This is a genomic window from Stenotrophomonas sp. GSD10, from assembly GCF_056172695.1.
In genome coordinates this window covers 1468555-1494656 of record NZ_JAOCMC010000002.1, presented here as the reverse complement: position 1 = coordinate 1494656, position 26102 = coordinate 1468555, and the positions used below count along the sequence as shown (strand labels likewise).

Annotated in this window: 18 protein-coding genes and 2 pseudogenes; 9 read left to right on the top strand and 11 right to left on the bottom strand. The window is 66.2% G+C overall.

Going from position 1 to position 26102, the window contains the following annotated elements; genetic code table 11:
- Window positions 1-6: 6 nt before the first annotated feature.
- Window positions 7-2379 carry a 3-hydroxyacyl-CoA dehydrogenase/enoyl-CoA hydratase family protein gene (locus N4G47_RS07210; RefSeq protein ID WP_475286108.1) on the top strand — a complete coding sequence of 791 codons (2373 nt, stop codon included), beginning with the start codon at window positions 7-9 and terminating at the stop codon, window positions 2377-2379.
- A 109-nt stretch (window positions 2380-2488) separates the two neighbouring features.
- Window positions 2489-3696, top strand: a pseudogene (locus tag N4G47_RS07205) (acetyl-CoA C-acyltransferase).
- A gap of 481 nt (window positions 3697-4177) precedes the next feature.
- On the opposite strand, the gene galU reads toward N4G47_RS07205, so the two are convergent.
- From galU to cmk, 8 genes and pseudogenes are all read right to left on the bottom strand, one after another.
- Window positions 4178-5056: a UTP--glucose-1-phosphate uridylyltransferase GalU gene (gene galU / locus N4G47_RS07200; protein WP_057498118.1), complete on the bottom strand. Its 879-nt coding sequence runs from the start codon at window positions 5054-5056 to the stop codon at window positions 4178-4180.
- Window positions 5053-6966 (bottom strand): polysaccharide biosynthesis protein, encoded by a 1914-nt coding sequence (locus tag N4G47_RS07195; protein WP_249844262.1) that lies wholly within the window; start codon window positions 6964-6966, stop codon window positions 5053-5055. Before N4G47_RS07195 ends, galU begins: the two co-directional genes overlap by 4 nt.
- 3 nt (window positions 6967-6969) lie before the next feature.
- Window positions 6970-7958, bottom strand: a pseudogene (locus N4G47_RS07190) (MraY family glycosyltransferase).
- A 3-nt stretch (window positions 7959-7961) separates the two neighbouring features.
- Window positions 7962-9140: a lipopolysaccharide assembly protein LapB gene (gene lapB, locus N4G47_RS07185; RefSeq protein WP_057498115.1), complete on the bottom strand. Its 1179-nt coding sequence runs from the start codon at window positions 9138-9140 to the stop codon at window positions 7962-7964.
- 16 nt (window positions 9141-9156) lie between these two features.
- Window positions 9157-9429: a lipopolysaccharide assembly protein LapA domain-containing protein gene (locus N4G47_RS07180; protein WP_475286105.1), complete on the bottom strand. Its 273-nt coding sequence runs from the start codon at window positions 9427-9429 to the stop codon at window positions 9157-9159.
- Between the two features lie 75 nt (window positions 9430-9504).
- Complete coding sequence (locus N4G47_RS07175; RefSeq protein ID WP_005409286.1) at window positions 9505-9810, bottom strand: integration host factor subunit beta; 306 nt, start codon at window positions 9808-9810, stop codon at window positions 9505-9507.
- A gap of 89 nt (window positions 9811-9899) precedes the next feature.
- Window positions 9900-11585, bottom strand: a complete 1686-nt coding sequence (gene rpsA, locus N4G47_RS07170; protein WP_057498113.1) for a 30S ribosomal protein S1 — start codon at window positions 11583-11585, stop codon at window positions 9900-9902.
- 198 nt (window positions 11586-11783) lie between these two features.
- Window positions 11784-12461, bottom strand: coding sequence for a (d)CMP kinase (cmk, locus tag N4G47_RS07165; RefSeq protein ID WP_475286102.1), 678 nt, complete (start codon window positions 12459-12461; stop codon window positions 11784-11786).
- Window positions 12462-12658: 197 nt separating this feature from the next.
- Here cmk and ykgO point away from each other — a divergent pair, with 197 nt between their 5' ends.
- The 7 genes from ykgO (at window position 12659) to N4G47_RS07130 (ending at window position 18174) form a co-directional block, all read left to right on the top strand.
- Entirely contained in the window at window positions 12659-12784 is a 126-nt protein-coding gene (ykgO, locus tag N4G47_RS07160; RefSeq protein WP_005409283.1) for a type B 50S ribosomal protein L36, read from the top strand.
- 145 nt (window positions 12785-12929) lie between these two features.
- Window positions 12930-13259, top strand: coding sequence for a hypothetical protein (locus N4G47_RS07155; protein WP_475286100.1), 330 nt, complete (start codon window positions 12930-12932; stop codon window positions 13257-13259).
- Between the two features lie 39 nt (window positions 13260-13298).
- Window positions 13299-14336, top strand: coding sequence for an agmatine deiminase family protein (locus N4G47_RS07150; protein WP_475286098.1), 1038 nt, complete (start codon window positions 13299-13301; stop codon window positions 14334-14336).
- Between the two features lie 246 nt (window positions 14337-14582).
- A complete protein-coding gene (locus tag N4G47_RS07145; protein WP_006430958.1) occupies window positions 14583-15470 on the top strand; it encodes a carbon-nitrogen hydrolase in 888 nt (295 codons plus the stop codon).
- 14 nt (window positions 15471-15484) lie between these two features.
- Window positions 15485-16015 (top strand): GNAT family N-acetyltransferase, encoded by a 531-nt coding sequence (locus N4G47_RS07140; RefSeq protein WP_249844269.1) that lies wholly within the window; start codon window positions 15485-15487, stop codon window positions 16013-16015.
- Window positions 16008-17240, top strand: coding sequence for a TraB/GumN family protein (locus N4G47_RS07135; protein WP_475286094.1), 1233 nt, complete (start codon window positions 16008-16010; stop codon window positions 17238-17240). Before N4G47_RS07140 ends, N4G47_RS07135 begins: the two co-directional genes overlap by 8 nt.
- An 88-nt stretch (window positions 17241-17328) precedes the next feature.
- Window positions 17329-18174: a phytanoyl-CoA dioxygenase family protein gene (locus tag N4G47_RS07130; protein WP_475286092.1), complete on the top strand. Its 846-nt coding sequence runs from the start codon at window positions 17329-17331 to the stop codon at window positions 18172-18174.
- A gap of 81 nt (window positions 18175-18255) precedes the next feature.
- Here N4G47_RS07130 and N4G47_RS07125 read toward each other — a convergent pair whose 3' ends face one another.
- Genes N4G47_RS07125 through N4G47_RS07115 form a run of 3 tightly spaced genes read right to left on the bottom strand, consistent with a single transcriptional unit; the run spans window position 18256 to window position 26008 of the window.
- Window positions 18256-21336, bottom strand: a complete 3081-nt coding sequence (locus tag N4G47_RS07125; RefSeq protein WP_475286090.1) for an efflux RND transporter permease subunit — start codon at window positions 21334-21336, stop codon at window positions 18256-18258.
- Complete coding sequence (locus N4G47_RS07120) at window positions 21333-24794, bottom strand: efflux RND transporter permease subunit (RefSeq protein WP_475289905.1); 3462 nt, start codon at window positions 24792-24794, stop codon at window positions 21333-21335. Before N4G47_RS07120 ends, N4G47_RS07125 begins: the two co-directional genes overlap by 4 nt.
- A 56-nt stretch (window positions 24795-24850) precedes the next feature.
- Entirely contained in the window at window positions 24851-26008 is a 1158-nt protein-coding gene (locus N4G47_RS07115; protein ID WP_475286088.1) for an efflux RND transporter periplasmic adaptor subunit, read from the bottom strand.
- Window positions 26009-26102 lie beyond the last annotated feature (94 nt).

Here is a 26102-nt window from a genome sequence, read left to right as displayed (position 1 = left end):
TACACCATGTCCAATTCCCTGCTAGTCCGCCGCGCCGCCGTGCTGGGTGCCGGCGTCATGGGTGCCCAGATCGCCGCCCACCTCACCAACGCTGGCGTCGACACCGTACTGTTCGACCTCCCCGCCAAGGAAGGTCCGGCCGATGGCATCGTGCTGAAGGCGATCGCCAACCTGGGCAAGCTGAGCCCGGCGCCGCTGGCCAGCAAGTCGCTGGCCGAAGCCATCACCCCCGGCAATTACGAAACCAGCCTGGAACAGCTGAAGGACTGCGACCTGATCATCGAGGCCATCGCCGAGCGCATGGACTGGAAGCAGGACCTGTACAAGAAGATCGCCCCGTTCGTGGCTGACCACGCGGTGCTGGCCTCCAACACCTCGGGCCTGGGCATCAACAAGCTGGCCGACGTGCTGCCCGAGCAGCTGCGCCACCGCTTCTGCGGCGTGCACTTCTTCAACCCGCCGCGCTACATGCACCTGGCTGAGCTGATTCCGGCCACCACCACCGACAAGGCGGTGCTGGAAGGCCTGGAAGCGTTCCTGGTCACCACCCTGGGCAAGGGTGTGGTGTACGCCAAGGACACCCCGAACTTCATCGGCAACCGCATCGGCGTGTTCTCGATCCTGTCCACCATCCACCACACCCAGCAGTTCGGCCTGGGCTTCGATGAAGTGGACGGCCTGACCGGCCCGCTGGTGGGCCGCCCGAAGTCGGCCACCTACCGCACCTCCGACGTGGTCGGCCTGGACACCATGGCCCACGTCATCAAGACCATGGGCGACACCCTGCCGAACGACCCGTGGCATGAGTTCTTCAAGTCGCCGAAGTGGCTGGACGCGCTGATTTCCAAGGGCGCGCTGGGCCAGAAGACCGGTGCCGGTATCTTCCGCAAGGTCGGCAAGGACATCGTGGTGCTGGACCTGGAGAAGCAGGACTACCGTCCGGCCGACCGCACCGCCGCACCGGAAGTGGTCGAGATCCTGAAGATCAAGAACCCGGCCGAGAAGTTTGCCAAGCTGCGCGAGAGCCAGCACCCGCAGGCGCAGTTCCTGTGGGCGACCTTCCGCGACCTGTTCCACTACAGCGCCTACCACCTGGCCGACATCGCCGAGACCGCACGCGACGTCGACCTCGCCATCCGCTGGGGCTACGGCTGGTCGCTGGGCCCGTTCGAAACCTGGCAGGCTGCCGGCTGGAAGCAGGTGGCGCAGTGGATTGCCGATGACATCGTGGCCGGCAAGAGCATGAGCAACGCCCCGCTGCCGGACTGGGTGTTCGATGGCCGCGACGGCGTGCATGCCGCCGAAGGCAGCTACAGCCCGTCGCGCAACGCCAAGCTGCCGCGCTCGTCGCTGCCGGTGTACCAGCGCCAGCGCTTCCCGGATCCGCTGCTGGGCGAAAAGTTCGCGCCGGGCGAGACCGTGTTCGAGAACGACGGCCTGCGCATGTGGCATGACGGCGATGGCATCGCCGTGGTCAGCTTCAAGACCAAGATGAACACCGTGTCCGACCAGGTGCTGGATGGCCTGCAGGAGTGCGTCAGCCGCGCCGAGAAGGACTTCCAGGGTCTGGTGATCTGGCAGCAGAAGGAACCCTTCTCCGCCGGTGCCGACCTGGCCGGCGCGCTGGGCCTGCTGCAGGCCGGCAAGGTCGACCAGTTCGAAGAAATGGTGGCCAACTTCCAGCGCACCAGCCAGCGCATCAAGTACTCGCTGGTACCGGTGGTGGCCGCCGTGCGTGGCCTGGCCCTGGGTGGCGGCTGCGAGTTCCAGATGCACAGCGCCAAGACCGTGGCCTTCCTGGAAAGCTACATCGGCCTGGTCGAGGCCGGCGTGGGCCTGCTGCCGGCCGGTGGTGGCCTGAAGGAACTGGCCGTGCGCGCCTCGCAGGCCGCCGGCCCGGGCGGTGACGTGTTCGCCGAACTGAAGAAGACCTTCGAGACCGTGGCGATGGCCAAGGTGTCCAACTCGGCGGTCAACGCCCAGGAACTGGGCCTGCTGCGCAGCACCGACAAGGTGGTGTTCAACAGCTACGAGGCGCTGTACATCGCCAAGGCCGAAGCCCGCGCGCTGGCCGAAGCCGGTTACCGCCCGCCGCTGCCGGCACGCCGCATCCAGGTGGCCGGTGACGTGGGTATCGCCACCTTCAAGATGATGCTGGTCAACATGCTGGAAGGCCGTTTCATCAGCCCGTACGACTACGAGATCGCCGAGCGCATCGCCACCGTGCTGTGCGGCGGCAAGGTCGATCGCGGCACCCTGGTCGACGAAGAGTGGCTGCTGACCCTGGAGCGCAAGCATTTCGTTGAACTGGCCCAGCAGGAAAAGACCCAGGCCCGCATCGCGCACATGCTGAAGACCGGCAAGCCGCTGCGTAACTGATCGCCCCCTGCTTTTGGTGGGTGCCGACCGTTGGTCGGCACGCCTCCGCCTCTGGTAGGTGCCCACCTTGGTGGGCACACCGGCAAAACCCATTCATGAGATCACCGCAATGACCAAGCAAATCCAGGACGCCTACATCGTCGCCGCCACCCGCACCCCGGTGGGCAAGGCGCCCAAGGGCATGTTCCGCAACACCCGCCCCGACGACATGCTCGCGCACGTGCTGCGCAGCGTCGTCGCACAGGCGCCGGGGTGGACGTCAACCGCATCGATGACGCGATCATCGGCTGCGCCATGCCGGAAGCCGAGCAGGGCATGAACGTGGCGCGCATCGGCGTGCTGCTGGCTGGCCTGCCCAACACCATCGCCGCGCAGACCGTGAACCGCTTCTGCTCCTCCGGCCTGCAGGCCGTGGCGCAGGCCGCCGACGCGATCCGCCTGGGCAACGCCGACCTGATGCTGGCCGGCGGCACCGAGTCGATGTCGATGGTGCCGATGATGGGCAACAAGATCGCGATGGCGCCGAGCGTGTTCGACAACGACCACGTTGCCATCGCCTACGGCATGGGCATCACCGCCGAGAAGGTGGCCGAAGAGTGGAAGGTCTCGCGCGAAGACCAGGACGCCTTCGCCCTCGCCTCGCATCAGAAGGCCATGGCCGCGATCCAGAACGGCGAGTTCAAGGATGAGATCAGCCCGTACGAGATCGTCTCGCACCTGCCGGACCTGGCCGATGGCCAGCGCATCATCACCCGCAACAAGATTGCCGATACCGATGAAGGCCCGCGCCCGGATTCATCCGCTGAAGGCCTGGCCAAGCTGCGTCCGGTGTTCCGCAACGGCCAGTTCGGCGGCACCGTCACCGCCGGCAACTCCTCGCAGATGAGCGATGGTGCCGGTGCGGTGCTGCTGGCCTCGGAGCAGGCGATCAAGGACTACGGCCTGACCCCGCTGGCCCGTTTCGTCAGCTTCTCGGTGGCCGGCGTGCGTCCGGAAGTGATGGGCATCGGCCCGATCGCCGCGATTCCGAAGGCGCTGAAGCAGGCCGGCCTGACCCAGGACCAGCTGGACTGGATCGAGCTCAATGAAGCGTTCGCCGCGCAGTCGCTGGCGGTGATCCGCGATTGCGGCCTGGACCCGAGCAAGGTCAACCCGCTGGGCGGCGCGATCGCCCTGGGCCACCCGCTGGGTGCGACCGGCGCGATCCGTACTGCCACCCTGCTGCACGGCCTGCGTCGTCGCCAGCAGAAGTACGGCATGGTGACCATGTGCATCGGCACCGGCATGGGCGCGGCGGGTATTTTCGAGGCGCTGTAAGGTTCAAGGCGTTGCCGACTGATTGTTGGTTGGCTGTGGGGCCCGGGTGGGTGAGGCTGCCCGGGACACGCCGTGAACCCGTCCCTGGGGCTCGATGGCGCCATCCATGGCGCCAACGGTCCCAGTCAGCCTCACCCACCCGCGCCACCCAACATTCCGCGCGGCGGAGGGATGAGCAAAGGCAGGGTCAAAGGCCGGGGGCAGAGCCCTTTGCAGCGCAAAGGGATCTGACCCCGATCCACGAAAAAGGCAGCCAATGGCTGCCTTTTTTGCTTTTGCTTCTGCCCTTGATTCCGCCCTTCCCGTCCGCGCCCACGGGAAATCTGACAGGCGGGACGGGTGGGCCTTTGCAGGACCGTTGGCGCCATGGATGGCGCCATCGAGCCCCCATGGACGGGTTTACGGCGTGTCCTGCAAAGGCCCACCCGTCCCGCCCATCACGTATCAATCAAGGCGCTGCACGGAGCGCTTGATAGAACCCTTATTCCGCCAGCATCGCCGCCAGCTTCTCCCGCGCCGGGCCGGCCAGCTTCGGGTTGTCCAGCGCGAAGCGGATCGTCGCCTCGACCAGACCCAGGTGCGTACCGCAGTCGAAACGCGTGCCCTCGAAGCGATAGGCGTCGACCTCTTCGGTCTTCAGCAGCTGCGCGATCGCATCGGTCAGCTGGATCTCGCCGCCGGCACCGCTGCCGGTCTGCTCCAGCAGTTCGAAGATCTTCGGGCTCAGCACATAGCGGCCGACCACGGCCAGATCGCTCGGCGCGTCCTCCGGCTTGGGCTTCTCCACGATCTGCGAGATACGCCCCTTGCGGCCATCGAACGCCTCGGTGGCGACGATGCCATAGCTGGCGGTCTTGTCATGCGGCACGTCTTCCACCGCGATCACGCTGGCGCCACTGGCTTCGTTGAGATCGGCCATCTGCTTCAACGCGCCGTCGCCACGGTTCCAGATCAGGTCGTCCGGCAGCAGCACGGCAAAGGGCTCGTCGCCGATGACCGCCTTGGCGCAGAGCACCGCATGGCCCAGGCCCAGGGCTTCGGCCTGGGTGACGAAGATCGCGCGCACGCCGTTGGGCAGCACGTGGCGGATCATCTCCAGCTGTTCCTGCTTGCCGGCGCGCTCGAGCTTCTGCTCCAGCTCGTAGGCCTTGTCGAAATAGTCGGCCACCGCGTGCTTGTAGCGGTTGGTGATGAACACCAGCGTGTCGCAGCCCGCTTCAATCGCTTCGTCCACCGCGTACTGGATCAGCGGACGATCAATGATGGGCAGCATCTCCTTCGGCACGGTCTTGGTTGCGGGCAGAAAACGCGTGCCCAGCCCTGCCACGGGAAATACCGCCTTGCGAATTCGCTTGCTCATTGGTGCCTGTTGGCCTCACGTGCCGGGAAAGGCACGACTTTAGCGGATGAAATGTAAGCGTCCTGTTCGATCGGCGAGAATTCCGGCATCGTCGTGAACAGGATTTCCTGGATGCTGGCGGTGTCGTAGCTGGCGATCGCCTCGCGCAGGCGCGGCACGTTGCCCAGCACCAGGTCGCGCGAGAACGCGCGCACGCCGGCCTCGAGAATCTTCGGATGCGCGGTCGAACGATAATCCTCGTCCGAATAGAACAGCGTCTCGTGCAGCTTCTCGCCGGGGCGCAGGCCGGTGTAGATGATCTGGATGTCCTTGTACGGCTGCTTGCCGGTCAGGCGGATCATCTGCTCGGCCAGCACGCGGATCGGCACCGGCTCGCCCATGTCCAGCGTATAGATGGCGCCATGCGACGCCGAGGCGGCCGCCTGCAGGATCAGCTGGCAGGCCTCGGGGATGGTCATGAAGTAGCGGCTGACTTCCGGGTCGGTGACGGTGATCGGACCGCCCCGCAGGATCTGTTCGCGGAACAGCGGCACCACACTGCCGGCCGAGGCCAGCACGTTGCCGAAGCGGACCGTGACGAAACGGGTGTGCGTGGACTTCTGGTCCAGGCTCTGGCAGATCATCTCGGCGTAGCGCTTGCTCGCACCCAGCGCATTGACCGGATCGACCGCCTTGTCGGTGGAGATGAACACGAAATGCTCCACCCGTGCCTCCAGGCACGCGCGGGCCACGTTCTCGGTCGCCAGGATGTTGTTGCGCACCGCTTCGCGCAGCTGCCGCTCCAGCACCGGCACATGCTTGTAGGCGGCGGCGTGGAAGGCGGTATCGACCGGATGCAGTGACAACGCGTGACGGATCACCGCCGGGTCGCCGCAATCGCCGAGTACGGCCTCGATCTCGACATCGGGGAAGCTGCGGCGCAGCTCGCCTTCGATGGTCAACAGCAGCAGCTCGCTGATTTCCAGCAGGATGATGCGGCCGGCACCATGTCGCGCGCACTGCCGGCACAGCTCGGAGCCGATCGAGCCACCGGCGCCGGTCACCATCACCGTGCGTCCGCCCAGCCAGCCCCGGATCAGGTTCCAGTCCGGCATGATCGGCTTGCGCCCCAGCAGGTCTTCGATCGCGACTTCCTTCAGCTGGCCCGGCAACGACTGGCCCTGCAGGATGTCGCTGAGCTTGGGCACGGTGCGGAACGGCACGCCGGTGCTTTCACAGATGGCGACCACCCGCTGCATGCCAGCGGCATCCAGCGATGGAATGGCGATGACCAGCAGCTTGGCCGCGGTTTCGCGCACCACGGTCGGCGCATCGTCCAGCGTGCCCAGGATCGGCAGGCCCTGCAGCTTGGCCCCACGCAGGTGCGGGGCGTCGTCGAGCAGGCCGACCGGCTCGAAATTGCCGGAGCGGCGCAGGTCGCGTACCAGGGTTTCGGCCGCCTGGCCGGCGCCCAGGATCAGTACCCGGCGCGCGCTGGAATCGGACTGCAGTGCCTGGTAGTCCTTCCAGGCCCGGTACAACAGGCGCGGTGCGCCCAGCAGCGCCGACAGCGCGAAGGGATAGATCACCAGCACCGACATCGGCACACCGTCGAAGCGCTTCCACATCAGCACCAGGACGATGGCGACCATGCCGATGAAGCTGGCCTTGAAGATGTTGAGCAGGTCGCTGACGCTGGCGAAACGCCACAGCCCGCGATACAGGCCCACCCGCCAGAACACCAGGCCCTGCAGCAGCAGCACCAGGGTGGTATCGACATTCCAGAGCGGCAACGCCGGCGCGTTGGGCAGGATCGAGTAGCGCCCTGCATGGAGCAACTGCCAGCATGCCCAGACCATGAACAGGTCGTGGCAGACGATGGCCGAACGCGGCATCAGGCCGAGAATTCTGTCCCGCCAGGGTGAAGCCATAAGTCAGGTAGTTCCTTGTCGATGGCGCATTCCATTGCGCAGGAGGAGCCAAAGGACAGTCAGCGCGATGAACCACGCGACCGCCACGACAGCCTCCCACCTCGGCTGCAGATTCGAGCAGACATTGAACACTGTAATACTGAACAGGCCCAAAGCAAAGTACATCCCTGTCACCTGGGGGTGACTGGCTCCTGCCTGCACCGCGCGCTGGTAGACGTGCTGGGTATGGGGTTCCATCCAGCGTTGTCCGGAAATGATGCGCGCCAGCAGTGTGAAGCCTGCGTCCACGAGGAACGGCGAAATGGGCACCAGCAGCAGGATCCAGTGGATGTCGGTACGCACGCTGGCGATGGCCAGCACCACGGCGACCGCATAGCCGAGCGCGCCACTACCGACATCGCCCATGAAGATCCGGGCCCGGGGAAATTGAACGGCAGGAAACCCAGGCAGGCCAGGCCCAGTGCGATGGCCGCCAGCGAGTACGGCCACGGCAGCACCGGCGCCAGCCCCAGCGCGGCCACCACGGCCTGGCTGGCGGCGATACCGTTGATGCCGTCCATGAAGTTCCAGATGTTGATCAGCGAGGCGGTGAACAGCAGTACCAGCACCGCCAGCAGCCAGCTGCCGCCGTGCACCTTGACCAGCCCCGCCAGCAGCGCGGCGGCGATGAAGTGCACCATCAGCCGACGCATCGCCGGCAGCGGTCTGTGGTCGTCCCACCAGCCGATGCCGGCCACCAACCCCAGCCCGAGGCTGGCCACCAACAGGCTGGGCATGGCCTGCGGCCACGCCCACATGGCCACGCCGGCGGCCACCAGCAGGCTGATGACGATGGCAATGCCCCCACCGCGGGGCGTGGCAACGCTATGGCTGCGGCGCTCTCCGGGCTGGTCCAGCAACTGCCGACGCAGGGCGTAACCGCGCGCCGCCCAGGTCAGCGCCGCGCTGAGCAGCGCAAGCGCCAGCAGCGCCGCCATCACAAGCCACGGCATGGATCAGAGCACCGCGTAGTTCAGCAGCGGCTTGACCGTACCCCATTCCTTGCAGCTCGGGCACTGCCAGTGATGGGTGCGCGCACCGAAGCCGCAGCGCGTGCAACGGTAAGCCGGGTTGCGTACCAGCAGCTGGTCGGTGATGTGCTTGAGGTCGTGCAGGGTGGCGGTGGAATCGGCACCTTCGGCCAGGGTCAGGTCGATCAGCGCCGACTCGCCGCGCACCGAGGGTCGGTCCTTCAACTGGCGGCCGAGATAGGCCCGTGCCGGCGCCACGCCCTCCTGCTCTTCCATCAGGCGGGTGAGTGCCAGCACCGGGGCGATGCCACGGTAGTGCTCGGTCATTTCCGAAAGGAACGCACGCGCGCCCGCCAGGTCGCCCACCTTGCGGTAGTTCTGCATCAGCGCCGGCAGCAGCTCGGGCAGGTATTCGGGGTCGTTGCGGGCGGCACGCTCGAACGCGCGCACGGCCGCTTCGGAGTTACCGGCATCGGTTTCCAGGCGACCTTCGATGATGCCGGCACGCACCGACATCGCATCGGCCTGGTAGGCGCGGGCGATCGCCGCCCTCGCCTCTTCCAGCTTGCCGGCGCCACGGAAGCGTTCGGCCAGCTCGCACTCGAACTGTCCGATCAGCTTGCCCATCGGCTCGCCGGTGACGTCTTCGAAACGGGTGGCGTTGTCGATCGCCTTTTCCCAGTCACGCTCGGCCTGGTAGATACCGATCAGATGCTTGAGCGCCTGCGGTGCGCGCTGGTCGAGCTGGGCCAGTTCGGTGAAGACCGTCTCGGCCCGATCCAGCAGACCGGACTTCATGTAGTCCTCGCCCAGTGCCAGCAGGGCCTGCACGCGCTGCGCGTCGCTGAGGTCGCTGCGGTTGACCAGGCCCTGGTGCAGGCGGATGGCACGATCGACTTCGCCGCGGCGGCGGAACAGATGGCCCAGCGCGACCTGGGTCTCGAAGGTTTCCTTGTCCAGCTCGGCGATATGCAGGAACAGCTCGATGGCCTTGTCCGGCTGCTCGTTGAGCAGGTAGTTCAGGCCGCGGAAGTAGGTGCTGGACAGGCGGCTGACCTGGTTGTCACCGTGGCGCTGACCGCCACGTCGTCCGATCACCCATCCGGCCAGAGCGGCCAGCGGGACGAACAGGAAGAACCAGAACCACTCGGTGACGAAATCCATCTTCGATCAGCGTCCATCAAAGGATTGGGGAGGCAACCGGTGCCGGCGAGGCGGCAGCGGACTTGTTGGCGCGGCGCAGCTGGCTGTAGAGCGGAATGACCACGCTCACCAGCACCAGGCCGGCACCGACCACGACACCGACCAGCAGCGCGGCGATCAGGGCCACGCCCACCGAGGTGTGCAGTTGGGTAAACAGCAGGTTGATCGACATCGCGGTCATGTTGACCGCACCGATGATCAATCCAAGGATCAGCACCGCCAGCAGGACCAGCAGACGAAACACCTTCATGCGAGAGCTCCAGTGGCAGGAGTCCGTAGCTTATCCGACTCGCGGCTGGATTCGCACGCGGTGACGCGACGGGGCTCAGGCCGGATCGGCGTCCAGCGGCAGCACGCTGCTGACCCGCTCGCGCAGTTCCTTGCCCGGCTTGAAATGGGGAACGTGCTTGCCCGGCAGGGCGACCGATTCGCCGGTCTTCGGGTTGCGTCCCAGGCGCGGCGGCCGGTAGTGCAGCGAGAAGCTGCCAAAACCACGGATTTCGATGCGATCCCCGGCAGACAGGGAACCGCCCATCATTTCCAGCAACGACTTTACCGCCAGATCGACATCATCGGCCTTCAGGTGCGCCTGGCGGCGCGCGAGGATTTCGATCAGTTCGGATTTGGTCATCGCCGGCTCACATCAGGGGTCACTCAGCCTGAAACGGCCCGGGCAATGCCCGGGCCGTCCAGGAAACAACGAACAGCTACAGGCCGATATTACTCGGACTTGTTGCCGTTCAGCTGTGCACGCAGCAGCGCGCCCAGCTGGGTGGTGCCGCTGGAAGCCGAAGAGGACTGGTATTCCTCCAGCACTTCGCGCATTTCAGCGTCGTCCTTGGCCTTGATCGACAGCTGCAGGGTGCGGCCCTTGCGGTCCATGCCCACGAACTTGGCTTCGACCTTGTCGCCGACCTTCAGGTGCTGGGTGGCGTCGTCAACGCGCTCGTTGGCGATGTCGCGTGCCGAGACGTAACCTTCGATGCCGTCAGCCAGCTCGATGATCGCGCCCTTGGCGTCGACTTCCTTCACCACGCCTTCGACCTTGGAGCCCTTCGGATTGGCAGCCATGTACTGGCCGAACGGATCCTGCTCCAGCTGCTTCACGCCCAGGGAGATGCGCTCGCGTTCCGGATCGACGGCCAGGACAACGGCGTCCAGGGTGTCGCCCTTCTTGAAGTTGCGAACGACGTCTTCGCCGGTGGTGTTCCAGCTGATGTCGGACAGGTGGACCAGGCCGTCGATGCCGCCGTCCAGGCCGATGAAGATGCCGAAGTCGGTGATCGACTTGATCTGGCCCGACACCTTGTCACCCTTCTTGTGGGTGGCAGCGAAGGTTTCCCACGGATTGGCGGCAACCTGCTTCATGCCCAGCGAGATACGGCGACGCTCTTCATCGACGTCCAGCACCATCACTTCGACTTCGTCACCCACCTGCACAACCTTGGACGGGTTGACGTTCTTGTTGGTCCAATCCATCTCGGAGACGTGCACCAGGCCTTCGACGCCCGGCTCGATCTCAACGAACGCGCCGTAATCGGTGACGTTGGAGACCTTGCCGAAGACGCGGCTGTTGGCCGGGTAACGACGGGCGATGTTATCCCACGGATCTTCGCCCAGCTGCTTCAGGCCCAGCGAAACGCGGTTGCGCTCGCGGTCGAACTTCAGCACGCGCACGTCCAGCTCGTCGCCGACGTTGACGACTTCGGACGGATGGCGCACGCGCTTCCATGCCATGTCGGTGATGTGCAGCAGGCCGTCGATACCGCCCAGGTCCACGAACGCGCCGTAGTCGGTCAGGTTCTTGACGACACCCTTCAGGATCGCGCCTTCCTGCAGCTTGTCCATCAGCTGCTCGCGCTCTTCCGAGTGCTCGCTTTCGACGACAGCGCGGCGCGAGACCACGACGTTGTTACGCTTGCGGTCCAGCTTGATGAGCTTGAATTCCAGCTCCTTGCCTTCCAGGTAGGCCGGATCGCGCACCGGGCGCACATCGACCAGGGAACCCGGCAGGAAGGCGCGGACATCCTTGATGTCCACGGTGAAACCACCCTTGACCTTGCCGCTGATGCGGCCGGTGATGGTTTCGTTCTTTTCCAACGCTTCTTCCAGCTCGTCCCACACCATCGCGCGCTTGGCCTTCTCGCGCGACAGGACGGTTTCGCCGAAGCCGTTCTCGATCGAGTCGAGGGCGACCTTGACGATGTCGCCTTCGGCGACGTCGATTTCGCCAGCGTCGTTACGGAACTGTTCGATCGGCACGATGCCTTCGGACTTCAGGCCAGCGTTGATCACCACGACGTCGCCGCGGACTTCAACAACGGTACCGCTGACGATGGCGCCCGGCTTCAGCTTGGCCAGATTGGCCTGGCTGGCTTCAAACAGTTCGGCAAATGATTCGGTCATTAGATTTACTCTGTTGGACACATGGGTCGGTGGCGTCCCCTTCAGGGGAATGGCGACCGCCCGCCTGTTGGTCGACCCCGGAAACGCAGGTCGTGTGTAGTAGGAAAACCGCCACGCATCATTGCGCGACGGAGCTTGTACAGCACTGCAGTGCGCGACCACCGCCGGTGTTGCTGGCAGTGCTCCTGCGCGAACGGATCAGGCAGCCGGAACCGGAAGCAGATCCATCACTCTGGCAACGACATCTGCGATGCCGATGCCTGTGGTGTCGATGAGGACAGCATCGTCTGCCGGCTTCAGGGGCGCCACGGTACGCTGAGCATCACGGGCGTCGCGGGCCATGATCTCGCGCAGGAGGTCATCAAAGTTAACAGAAACCCCCTTGTCTTTCAACTGCTTATGCCGGCGCTCGGCGCGCTCCTCGGCACTGGCGGTCAGGAACACCTTGTAGGGGGCGTCCGGGAAGATCACCGTGCCCATGTCGCGGCCGTCGGCGACCAGGCCCGGCAGCTCCCTGAATGCGCGCTGGCGCTCTTTCAGGGCGGCCCGGACCTCCGGAATGGCGGCAATGGCCGAAGCCAGGGCGCCCGTGGTCTCCAGGCGCAGCTCATCGGTGGCATCGGTGCCGTTGACCATGACCCGCATCGACTCGCCCTGCTCGACAAACTGAACATGGGTGTCGAAGGTGCAGCGGACCAGCGCCGAGGCGTCGGAGGTATCGATGTCGGCCCAGCTGGCAGCCACGCCCACCGCCCGGTACAACGCGCCCGAATCCAGGTAATGCCAGCCCATCCGGCGCGCGACGATGCGGCTGATGGTACCCTTGCCGGCCCCGGATGGGCCGTCGATGGTCAGGACGGGAGCGAGTGGATTCATGGGGGTCCCAGAGCGTGTGAAGGGGTCATTCTAGCCCCTGCCAGACGCCCCCAGCGGGATCTTTTGTGCAACCACTTGAAACCACGAGGAAAAGCCCGGTAGAATGGCGGGCTTGAACGAGCGTCAACTGCCGATTGTCTTTCGCATATCGCGGCCACGCTCCACCCGAACAACTACTGTTTACGCCGAGGTATGCCATGAAAGTCCTGTCCTCCCTGAAGTCGGCGAAGGCCCGTCACCGTGACTGCAAGGTCGTGCGTCGTCGTGGCAAGATCTTCGTCATCTGCAAGTCGAACCCGCGTTTCAAGGCGCGTCAGCGCTAAGCCTCACAGCCTTCCGGCTGCGGCTGGCCCTGCGCGGGGCCGACCCGATGCAAGAAACCGCCTTCGGGCGGTTTTTTGTTTATGCGGCTTTTTCCTGCCGTTTTTGCTGTAATCGCCTTTCTTGACCACTGGGGAGTAGATCGAGATGAAGCGTTACCTGTCCGCATTGGCCGTCCTGGCCACCCTGGCCGCCGCCACGCCGGCGCTGGCCGATACCCTGCTTGTCGACCGCGCCCGCGAAAAGCCGGCCGGTGCCCTGCCCGTGCGCGGCCAGAGCATGCAGCAGGTGCAGGCACAGTTCGGCGTGCCGAGCGAACAGCTGCAGCCGCGCGGCGGGCAGAAGCGGCAATGGCCGACCATCAACCGCTGGGTGTACCCGCAGTTCACCGTCTACTTCGAGAAGCAGAAGGTGATCGACGTGGTGGCCAACCAGGCGGACCCGAACGAAATCGGCCCGAAGCCGCCGATCCGTTGATCCCCTTACCCGCCGTGGGCGGGCCTGTGTAGCGAGACCATGAACCAGACCCTTCGTTTTCCTGCCGAATGGGAAGCCCAGAGCGGCGTCCTGATTGCCTGGCCCACCGCCGACACCGACTGGGCCGACCGCCTGGGCCAGGTGGAAGAGACCTACATCGCCCTGGTTGCGGCCATCACCCGCTTCCAGCCGGTGCTGATCTGCGTGGCCGACGACGATGTGGAGACCTATGCCGAAATGCGGCTGCGCTCCAACCGCATCGACATGGACAAGGTGCATTTCACCACGGCCGCCTACGACGATACCTGGCTGCGCGATTCGGGCCCGATCACCCTGCGCCGCGCCGATGGCAGCTTCCAGCTGCTGGATTTCCGCTTCACCGGCTGGGGCGGCAAGTTCGACGCCACCCTGGATGACCAGCTGGTGGGCGTGCTCGACCAGGCCGGGGTGTTCAACAACGCCCCGGTGCGCAGCATCCCGTTCGCGCTGGAAGGCGGCGGCATCGAGACCGACGGCGAAGGCACCCTGCTGACCACCTGGAAGTGCCTGCACGAGCGCCACCCGGACCGCGACCGCGCCAGCCTGAGCGCCGACCTGGCCGACTGGCTGCAGCAGGACCGCGTGCTGTGGCTGGACCACGGCTACCTGGAAGGCGACGACACCGACGCCCACATCGACACCCTCGCCCGCTTCGCCTCGGCTGACAGCATCGTCTACCAGGCCTGCGACGACGAGAGCGACTCGCACTATGCCGAGCTGCAGGCGATGGGCAATGAGCTGGCCGCGCTGCGCACCCGGGACGGCCAGCCGTACCGCCTGTTCCCGCTGCCGTGGGCACAGCCGGTGATCGACGAAGGCCGCCGCCTGGCCGCGTCGTACGCCAACTACCTGATCGTCAATGGTGCGGTGCTGATGCCGGCCTATGGCGACCCGGCCGATGACCTGGCCCGCGACGTGCTGGCGCAGGCGCACCCGGGCCGCGAGATCGTGCAGGTGCCCTGCCGCTCGCTGATCTGGCAGAACGGCAGCCTGCACTGCATCACCATGCAGCTGCCGGCAGGGCTGTTGAAGGCCTGAGGGCCTGGCGCCGGGCACCGCCCGGCACCGCTTTGTAGAGTCGAGCCATGCTCGACTGCCTTTCCGCGCGATCTGACCGGAGAGCAGTCGAGCAAGCTCGACTCTACGGCTTCGGCGCCTTTGGTAGCGTCGAGCTTGCTCGACGGCCGTTCGCAAGGCGCACGGAGCGGGCCCATTCAGCGCGCGACACGCTGGCGCCCGTCATCCGCGCTAACATGCAGGTTTTCCCCCGCAGGAACGCCCCGCATGAACTCGCGCAGCCCCCTTACCGTCGCCCTGATCCAGGAGCGCAACCACGGTGATGCCGCCGCCAACCTGGCGGTGATCGAAGCACGCGTGGCCGAGGCGGCTGCCCAGGGTGCCAAGCTGGTGCTGCTGCAGGAACTGCACAACGGTCCGTACTTCTGCCAGCACGAGTCGGTCGATGAGTTCGACCTGGCCGAACCGATCCCGGGCCCGAGCACCGAGCGCCTCGGCGCACTGGCGAAGCAGCATGGCGTGGTGCTGGTCGGCTCGCTGTTCGAACGCCGCGCGGCCGGCCTGTACCACAACACCGCCGTGGTGTTCGAAAAGGACGGCACGCTGCTCGGCAAGTACCGCAAGATGCACATCCCGGATGACCCGGGCTTCTACGAGAAGTTCTACTTCACCCCGGGCGACATCGGCTTCACGCCGATCGATACCTCGGTGGGCCGTCTGGGCGTGCTGGTGTGCTGGGACCAGTGGTATCCGGAAGCGGCGCGCCTGATGGCGCTGGCCGGTGCCGAACTGCTGCTCTACCCGACCGCGATCGGCTGGGACCCGGACGACGTGCAGGACGAGAAGACCCGCCAGCGCGACGCGTGGGTACTGAGCCACCGTGGCCATGCGGTGGCCAACGGCCTGCCGGTGCTGAGCTGCAACCGCGTCGGCCACGAAGCCTCGCCGCTGGGCGCGTCGGGCATCCAGTTCTGGGGCAACAGCCACGTGCTCGGCCCGCAGGGCGAGTTCCTGGCCGAAGCCGGTACCGATGCCACCGTGCTGCTGTGCGATGTCGACCTGCAGCGCAGCGAGCATGTGCGCCGGATCTGGCCGTTCCTGCGTGATCGCCGCATCGATGCCTACGGCGACCTGCTCAAGCGCTACATCGACTGAGCCGGAGCCCGCGCATGGCCGTCCTCATCCGTGATGCCGGCCCGGCCGACATCGACGCGATCACCGCGATCTACGCGGTGGAAGTGACCGACTTCGTCAACACCTACGAGTACGACATCCCGGACGCGACCGAGATGCTGCGCCGCATGCGCGACATCATCGACCGTGGCTTCCCCTACCTGGTCGCCGAGATCGATGGCCAGGTGGCCGGCTATGCCTACGCCAACACCTACCGCACCCGCATTGCCTACCAGTGGACCGTGGAGAACTCGGTCTATGTCGATGCCACGTTCCAGGGCAAGGGCGTGGGTACGGCCCTGCTGCAGGCATTGATCGACGCCTGCACCGCACGCGGCTACCGGCAGATGGTGGCGGTGATCGGCGAACCCACCAACACCGCCTCCATCAAGCTGCACGAACGCTTCGGCTTCCACCTGGTGGGCGTGTTCCAGGGCCTGGGCCGCAAGCATGGCCGCTGGCTGGATACCGTGCAGATGCAGCGCGCGCTCGGCGATGGCGCCGACACCGCACCTTCCAATGAATGAACCCATGACCGAAAACCTTACCGAAACCAGCGACGACCTGTTCGCCGGGCAGCCGGTGCGCGTCGTTGAACGCGACGGTGTGCGCTACACCCTGCTGGGCACCGCCCACGTCTCACACGCCAGCGTGGAGGCCGTGGAAAAGGCCATCGACAGTGGCCGCTTCGATGCGGTGGCGGTGGAACTGGACCCGCAGCGCCTGCAGGCACTGAGCGATCCGGATACGTTGGCCAAGCTCGATCTGGTCGAGGTGATCCGCAAGGGCCGCGTCGCCCTGTTCGCCGCCAACCTGGCATTGTCGGCCTACCAGCGCCGCCTGGCCGAGCAGCTGGGCATCGAGCCGGGTGCCGAGCTCAAGCGCGCGGTGGAACTGGCCCGCGCGCGCAACCTGCCGGTGCACCTGATCGACCGCGAAGTGGGCCTGACCTTCCGCCGCGCATCGCAGCGGCTGGGCTTCTTCGGCAAGCTGAAGCTGGTGGCCGGGCTCGGCGCCGGCCTGTTCTCGTCCGAAGAAGTGGGCGAGAACGAGATCGAGAAGCTCAAGCAGGGCGACATGCTGGAGTCGAGCTTTGGTGAGTTCGCCAGCGAGAGCCCGGCGCTGTACGAAACCATCATCGGCGAACGCGACCGCTACATGGCCACGCGCCTGCGCGAAGCGCATGATCCCGACCAGCGCGAAGTGCTGGCGGTGGTCGGCGCCGGCCACCTGGCCGGGCTGGCGCGCTACCTGGAAACCGACACCGACGCCCCCGCGCCGCTGCGCGCCGAGCTGGAAGCGGTGCCGAAGAAGCGCAACATCCCCTGGTTCACGCTGGGCATCCTGGCCATCGTGATCACCGGCATCGCGGTCGGCTTCTACCGCGGCGGGCTGGGCGTGGGCACCGAACTGCTGGCGACCTGGGCGATGTACACCGGCGGCCTGGCCGGCCTCGGTTGCCTGCTGGCCGGCAGCCATCCGTTGAGCATCCTCACCGCGATTGCGGTTGCACCGTTCAAGCCGTTCCGCCTGAGCATTCCCACCGGTGCGTTCTCGGCGCTGGTCGAGGCTCGCCTGCGCAAGCCGGCCTACGAAGACTTCCTCAAGCTGCGCGACGATGCGCAGAGCCTGAAGGGCTGGTACCGCAATCGGGTCACGCGCGTGGTGCTGACCTTCATGCTGACCAACCTGGGCAGCATGCTGGGCCTGTGGCTGACCGCCGGCCGCGTGTGGGGCAAGGTCGCCGGCTGAGCCGGCTGCAGCCGACCCACGGCGCCGCCCGGCTCAGCCCGGCGGCGCCCCCGCTATACTGCGGTCCTTCCCCGGATGGATTCCAGCAATGGATGCATATGACGCGCTGATGCGCGACGGTTTCGTGGTGGTCCGCCAGGCCATTGCGCCGGCCCTGGTGCAGGACATCAACCAGCGCATCGATCGCTTCAAGCAGCGCAATCCGAAGGCGGTCAGCCGCAATCTCGATGCGCACCAGCGCTTGTACCGGGTGGTCAACCTGCACCTGGTGGTCGATGCGATCAGCGGCCTGCTGACCGACAACGCAGCCATCGATGTCTGCGACCGTTTCCTCGGCGAGCCCACCACGCTCTACACCAGCCTCTACTACGAACGCGGCTCGGAACAGCCGCTGCACCGTGACACCCCGGTGTTCTGCACATCGCCCGGCGAACGCTACCTGGGCGTCTGGACCGCGCTGGATGCGGTGGACGACAGCAACGGCCCCCTGCGTGTGGTGCCGGGCAGCCATCTGCTGCCCGCCATCGACGTCCGGGCGCTGCGCCAGCAGGTGTTCGGTGACGGGCCGGTCAGCCCGATGTCCGGCGAAGGCTGGGCCGCTTACCAGGATGCGGTGGCCCGCCAATGCGAGGAGGCCGGGCTGCAGGCGCAGCCGGTACATGTGCAGCCGGGCGACGTGATCGTGTGGCACCCGCAGCTGTTCCATGGCGGTGCGCCGCATCCCTCTGCCGGCACCCGTCGCAGTGTGGTCATGCACGTCACTCCGAAATCGATGCCGGTCGGGCACATGGACGTGTTCTACGGCGCCAAGCCCGCACAGAGCAAGGCACCCTGGCGCTACTACCGGCGCGGCGAGCGCGAGATCGCCCGCTTCGGCCAGGTCGATTTTGGCCATGAATACACACGGCGCACCTGGTTCCTGCGGCGCGCCTGAAAAAGGGGAGGCCGCCCCACTACGACCGGCCTCCCCACACCACAACACGTTGCCGTCCCCGGCAGTCGAGCAAGCTCGACGCTACGCGGCCGTTGCCGCCACCTTTTCCAGGCCGCGCGCACGGCGGATCAGCCGCGTCACGGCATTGCGCAGGTCATCCAGCACCGCATAGATGGTCGGCAGGAACAGCAGGCTGACCACGGTGGAGAACGCCAGGCCACCGGCAATGGCGCGGGCCATCGGTGCGTACTCCGGGCCATCGCCGAACATCTGCGTGTTGGTCAGCGAGATCGGCACCATCGCCAGGATCGCCGTTCCCATGGTCATCATGATCGGGCGCAGGCGTTCGCGTGAGCCTTCCACCAGTGCCTGGGTGCGGCCCATGCCGCTGCGCCGCAGGTTGTTGATGTGCTCGATCATCACGATGCCGTTGTTCACCACCACGCCCATCAGCACCAGGATGCCGATGAAGGACATGATCCCGAACGAGGTGCCGGTGATCCAGAACAGCCAGAACACGCCGAAGATCGAGAACAGCACGCCGCTCATGATCGCTGCCGGGAACAGCAGCGACTCGAACACCGCGGCCATCACCACGTAGATCATCACCAGCGCGATCAGCAGATTGAACACCATCTGCTGCATGGCCTCGTCGTCGTTGCCGTAATCGCCGCCGTCGAAGGTGTAGCCATAGCCGGCCGGGAAGTTCATCGGCTTGAGCACCGCCTCGATCGCCTTGCGGCCATCCGGCGCGGTGATCTTCTCGGCCAGGTTGGCCTTGATGGTCAGCGTGGTCTGGCGGTTGGTGCGGCCGATCTGGGTGGCCGACGAGCCGACGTCGACCGTGACCAGGCTCAGCAGAGGCACGCTGCGGCCATCGCCGGTGCGTACGCTGAAGCCGGCCAGGTCTTCCGGGCTGCTCTGCTCGGCCCCGGCGAAGCGCACCCACACCGGCACCTCGTTGTCACCACGGCGGAGCTCGCGCATCGGTGCACCGCGCAGGGCCAGGCCGACGAAGCTGGCGACCTGTTCGGCGTTGAAGCCGAACGCCGCAGCACGCTCGCGGTCGACGCGCACCTTCAGCTCGCCACCCTTTTCACCGTTGTCGATGCGCACATCGCGCAGCTCGGCGCGCTGCGCCAGCAGCGGCACCACCTCCTGGCCGATCTCCTGCAGCATGCTGCTGGAGTCGCCGACCAGCTGCACCTGCACACCCTGGTTGCCGCCACCGCCGCCGTCACCGCCCTGGTTGCCAACGAAGTAGTCGGTACGCGCCGACTTCGGCAGGCCCTTGCGCAGTTCCTCCTGCAGCGCCTTGATGTCCTTGGCGTACTTCTCGTCCAGGGTGACCACGGTCGAGCTGCCTTCCTGCTCGCTGTACCAGGAGTACACCTGCTTGACGTGCAGGCGCTCGCGGTTGGCATCGATCCAGTTCTCCACCCGCGCCACTTCCTCGGACATCTGCCGGTAGGTGTAGGCGCCCTTCCACATGTAGCCGATGAAGATGTCCTTGCCGCCCTCACCGCCAAACATGTCGACCTTGGTCAGCTTCATCGGCACCAGGCTGACCAGCACCACCAGCACGATGCCAAGCAGACTCCAGCCACGATGGCGCAGCGACCAGTCCAGCAGGTGTGCATAGCGGCGCTGCAACCGTGCGATCACGCCGGTCTGCGAGTGCACCAGCTTGGGCGTGGCCATGCGTGCGGAGAGCATCGGAATCAGGCTGACCGCCACCAGCCAGGACGCCAGCAGCGAGACCGAGATGGTGATGGCGATCTGCGCCATGAAGATGCTGATGTTGTTGGTTTCGCCAAACAGGTTGGGCACGAACACGATGCAGTGGCACAGGGTGCCCGCACTGAGGGCGATGGCCACATTGCGGGTGCCGATGATCGAGGCCAGGCGCGGCTGATCCGGCATGCGCTCGCGTTCCTGGTAGATGCTCTCCACCACCACCACGGCGTTGTCCACCAGCATGCCCACCGCCAGCAGCAGGCCCATCATGGTCAGGATGTTCAGCGTCACCCCGACGAAGTACATGAAGCCCAGGGTGATGGTGAAGCAGATCGGAATGGCCAGGGTCACCATCAGCGTCGATGGCCAGTGGCGCAGGAAGAAGAACAGCACGGTCACCGACAGGATCAGGCCGACCGCGCCGGCCTCGGCCAGCTCCAGCAGCGAGGAGGTCACCGCCTTGCCCTGGTTGTCGATGACCTTGATCTGCACGTCGCGCATCGACGGCTGCGCGCGGATCGCCTCGACTTCGGCCAGCGCCGCGCGCGAGACATCCACCAGGTTGGCGCTGCGCTCCTTGAAGATGTCCAGGCCGACGGCCGGGTTGCCGTCCAGGCGGCGCCCATAGTTCATGCGTGCCGGCTTCAGGCGCACGTCGGCGATGTCGCCCAGGCGCAGGCCCTTGGCGTTGATCACCAGGTCACGCATCTCCTGCAGGTCGGTGATCTCGCCCACCGGCTGCACGCGCACGCGCTGGCCGTTGTCGTCGATCTGCCCGGCCGAGATCGAGAAGTTCAGCGTGCGCAGGCGTTCGCTGAGCTCGTTGATGCTCAGCCCGTGCGCGTTGAGGCGGTTGGGATCGATGGCGATCTCCACCTCGTTCGGCGGCGCGCCGGTGATGTCGACCCGTGCAACGCCGGGAATGCGCTCGATCCGGCGCTTGAACTCGCGGTCCAGCATGTCATAGGCGGTGGTCAGGTCGGTGGTGCTGGCCAGGCGCACCTTCAGCACCGGCTGGTCGCTGCTGGACCACTTGAACACGTTGTAGCGCTGCAGGTCGTCAGGCAGGTCGCTGCGGATCGCGTCGATGCGTTCGCGTGCATCGGAGGCGGCGATGGCGATATCGCGGTCCCAGTCGCTGAACTCGATATAGATCAGTGCCGCCTCGGAGGTGGCCGACGAGCGCATGCGCTTGATGCCGGTCATCGTCGCCAGCGATTCCTCGACGGGCCGGATGATGGTGCGCTCCACTTCTTCCGGAGTCGAACCGGTGTAGGGAATCTGCACGAACAGGAACGGTGCGGAAATGTCCGGCAGCGCCTCCAGCGGCAGCCGGAACGAGGCGATCAGGCCGATCACCACCAGTGACACGAAACACATGATGGTGGTCACCGGACGACGGATGGAGAACTCGGCAACACTCATGCCGGTTCCTCCGCGCCCGCCGCACTGCCCGCCGCACCCGGCTCGATCTCACCAGCGTGCTTGCGGCCACGCTCGCGGTAGTAGGCATCGCCGCGGCGGTCCATCAGGTCGTACACCACCGGAATCACCAGCAGGGTCAGCAGGGTCGACACCAGCAGGCCACCAATCACGGTGATCGCCATCGGCGCGCGCACTTCGGCGCCCTCGCCCATCGCCACCGCCAGCGGCAGGAAGCCGAACAGCGTGCACAGGGTGGTCATGATGATCGGCCGCAAGCGCGAGCGCGCACCTTCCACCAGTGCTTCGTGCTTGGCCACGCCGGCCTCGCGCAGCTGGTTCACCTTGTCGATCAGGATGATCGCGTTCTTGGTGACCAGGCCGACCAGCAGGATCAGGCCAATGAACACCACCACCGAAATGGGTTTGCCGGTCAGCATCAGCGCCAGGATCGCACCGACCAGCGCCAGCGGGATGGTGAACAGGATCACGAACGGGTGCAGCAGCGATTCGAACTGCGAAGCCATCACCAGGTAGACCAGGAAGATCGCCAGGCCGAAGGCGAAGATCAGCGACTTGGCCGCCTGCGCCAGTTCCTCACCCTGGCCGCCGATGTGCAGGCCGACGCCCGCACCCAGTGGCTGCTCGGCCACCATCTGCTGGACTTCGCGCATGGCCGCGCCCAGGTCGATGTCGCGCAGGTTGGCCGAGACCACCGCAACGCGGGTCTGGTCGGCACGATGGATCTCGCTCGGGCCGGTGGTGGCGACCACATCGGCCACCGCGTCCAGGGTGACCGGGCGGGTGCTGCCCGGATTGACGATCAGCCGCCGGATGCTCTCCACGCTGGCACGGTCGCCTTCCTGCGCACGCACCAGCACGTCGATCTTGCGGTCGCGGAAGCTGTAGCGGGTGGCCACATCGCCACGCACCTTCTTCACCACCACATCGGCGATCTGGCGCGTGGTCAGGCCCAACGCACCGGCGCGCTCCTGATCGAAACGGATCTGGATTTCCGGGAAGCCTTCTTCCACCGTCGACTTGACGTCGGCGTAGTGCGCATTGCCACGCAGCATCGCCGCCAGGCGCTGGCCGGCCACTTCCAGGGTGGCCATGTCCTGCCCGCGCAGTTCGATTTCCAGCGGTGTGGAGAAGCTGAACAGTGCCGGCCGGGCGAAGTCGACCTGCGCACCGGGGTGCTGGGTCATGGTGTCGCGCAGGCGCTCGGTGATCGCCGCCTCGGTACGCGGGTTGCCGCCACCTTCCATCACCACGGTCAGCTTGCCGATGTTCTCGCCGCTTTCGGTCGGGCTGGCATCCAGACGGGTGCCACTGCCGCTGACACCGTACAGCGAGGCCACACCTTCGCCCTTGCCATGCGCCAGCTGCAGCTCACGCACCAGCGCGTCGGTCTGCTTCAGCGGGGTGCCGGCCGGCAGCTTCACGGTCATCTCGAAGCGATCCTGCGCCAGCTGCGGAATCAGGTCGGCACCGAGCATCGGCACCAGCGCCATGGTCGCCACGAAGATCACGGTGGCCACGCCCAGCACCTTGCCCGGATGCGCCAGCGCGCTCGGCAGCAGGCGCAGGTAACCGCGCTCGGCGCCGGCATAGGGCTTCATCGCCAGGTCGCTGGCCTTGCGCATCACCGGGCCGATCACCGCCACCACGCCGCGCCACACCCGCACCACCAGCCAGGCCAGCGCATAGAACCCCCAGCGCGCGGTCGCGACCACGCCACGACGGCCCAGCGCGACCGGCTTCTGCCAGCGGTTCTGCGGCTGCCACGCTGCATTCGGCGCTTCCTCGGGGAACGCCAGCGGCGGCTGTCCTTTCAGCGAGCTCAGCATCGGGATCAGCGTCATCGACACCAGCAGCGAGATCGCAATGGCGATCGCCACGGTCAGCGCCTGGTCGCGGAACAGCTGGCCGGCGATACCGTCAACGAACACCAGCGGCAGGAACACCGCGATGGTGGTCAACGTGGAGGCAACCACGGCCATGCTGACCTCACGGGTTCCCGCAATGGCCGCCTGCAGGATCCCCAGCCCGCGCTCACGGGCCTTGGCAATGCTCTCCAGCACCACGATCGAGTCGTCCACCACCAGGCCGGTGGCCAGCGCCAGGCCGCCCAGCGACATCACGTTCAAGCTCAGGCCGAGCTGGCCCATGAAGAAGAAGGTGGCGATGATCGAGACCGGCAGCGACAGGCTGATCACGAACGTGCTCCAGCCATCACGCAGGAACAGGAAGATGATCAGGATCGCCAGCAGGCCGCCGATCACTGCATCCTTCTTGACGTCGGCGATGGCGTGCTCGATGAAGCGTGACTGATCCTCGATGGTGGTCAGCTCGACATCGGAGGGGAAGGTGGTCTTGATCTGCTCCAGCCGCTTGCGCAACGCCTCGGCGGTGGCAACCGTGTTGGCGTCGCCTTCCTTGTAGATGGCCAGCTCGACCGATTCCTTGCCGCCCAGGCGGATGATCGCTTCGCGTTCCTTGTAGCCCTGGCGCACGCTGGCCACGTCCTTCAGACGTACCGGCACGCCATTGGCGACCACGCTGGAGGCGCCACCGGACGAAGCGCTCTGCGCCGCCGACGCCGCCGCGATGGCCGCCGCCGAACCGGTCGAGGCGGCGATGTTGAACATCTGCTGCAGCGCCGAGTCGGCCGCACTGCCGTTGGATGCCTGGGTGGTGACCAGCAGGTTGCGGATCTCCTCCAGGTCGGCGAACTGGTTGACGGTGCGCACCAGGAAGCGCTGCGAACCTTCCTCCAGGCGGCCGCCGGAGATGTTGATGTTCTCGTCCTTCAGGCGCTTGATGACGGTATCGATCGGCAGGTTCAGCTGCGCCAGCTTCTGCTGGTCGATGTCGACCTGGATTTCGTCTTCCAGGCCGCCGCCGACCTTCACCGCAGCCACACCGGTGACCGGCTCGAGCTTCTTCTTCAGGTCTTCATCGGCGTAGCGGCGCAGGCCGGTCAGCTCGCGGATCGCATCGGCGTCGGTGGTCGCTGCGGTCTTGTTCGACAGCACCAGGCGCATGATCGGCTCGGTGGAGGGATTGAAGCGCAGCAGCACCGGCGCCTTGGCTTCCAGCGGCAGATTCAGCGCTTCCATCTTGTCGCGCACCTCCAGGCTGGCCTGGTCCATGTTGGTGCCCCAGGCAAACTCCAGCACCACGTCGCTCTGGCCGGTACGCGAGACCGACTTCAGCTTGCGCAGGTTCTTGACCACGCCCACCGCTTCTTCCACCGGCTGGCTGATCAGGGTCTCGATTTCGGTTGGTGCGGCACCGGTGTATTCGGTACGCACGGTCAGCGTCGGATAGCTCAGATCCGGCAGCAGATTGACCTTGAGGTTGCCCAGTGCGATCAGGCCGAACAGCAGCAGCGTGACGGTGCACATGGCGATGGTGACGCGGCGGCGGGTGGCGAACTCCACCAGGCCGCCGCGCATGCCGGAGGCGGCGCGCTCGCTCGCCGGCGAGGCACCGTGGTCGTGGCCCGGGGTGGTCATTGCGTGCTCCCGGCCTTGTCTGCCGGCTTGGCCGCCGGCGTGCCTGCCGCTGCCACCGTCTTCGCCTTCGGATCAGCGATCACCTGCACCGTGGTGCCATCGCGCAGCGCGACCTTGCCGGCGGTGACCACCTGATCACCGGCCGCCAGGCCCTCACGGATCTCCACCCACGGCCCTTCGGCGTAACCCAGCTTGACCGCAACGCGTGCGACCTTGCCTGCGCGCACCCGGAACACGGCAGGTTCGCCGTCGTCGAGCAGTGCCAGGCGTGGCACCACCAGGGCATCTGCGCGCTGGTCGTAGTCGATGCGGATGCGCCCGAACATGCCCGGCTGCAACGCATGCGCAGCGCCGTCGAAGGCGCTGACCACGCGAAACGTGCCACTACCCGAATCGACCACCGGTGCGATGCGATCAACGGTGCCGGTGAAGCTCTGCCCCGGCAGTGCGTCGGCGGCCAGCGTCACCGGCTGGCCGGCGCGCAGGGTGGCCAGCTCACGCTCGGGCACGTTGAGCGTGGCTTCCAGCCGCGAGTTGTCGACGATGCGGAAGATCGGCGTGTTGATCTGCACGAAGTTGCCGGTCTTGATCGAACGCGACGCAATCACGCCGGAAATCGGCGCCACCACCGTGGTGTAGGACAGTTCCAGCGTCGCCAGGCGGTACTGCGCGCGGACGTTTTCCAGGTCATAGCGCAGCTGGTCGACGTCGGCCGCGCTGACCATCTGCTGGCCCACCAGCTTCTGCGCGCGCTGGTAATTGTTTTCCAGCTTGCGCATCTGCGCCTCGCTCTGCGCCACGGCCAGACGTGCACGATCCGGGTCCAGGCGCACCAGCGGCTGGCCGGCGCTGACCCGCTGGCCCTCCTCCACCAGCACCGCCAGCGCCACGCCGGAGGTCTTGGCGACCACCTGCGATTCGGCGCGCGGTTCCAATGCGGCGGTACCGGTGTAGCTGGCCGCCACCGCGCGATGGCTGGCCACGGCCACTTCCACCGGCACCGCATCGACCTTCTTCTCGTCTTTGCTTTCGGCGGCCTTGGCTTCGGAATTGGGCCCTGCGGCGCAACCGCCCAGCAGCAGGGAGGTGGAGATCAGCAGTGCGGCAGCGCAGATTCCGCTGCGACGGCCGGACAGGAAGGTTGGGTGCGACATCGTCAGATCCCTGGAGGATGCGTGGGCAGGTGTGGTAGCAAAGTAATGCACCACTTCACGGCAACACCATATCCCAAAGGTCATGGTGTCTTCA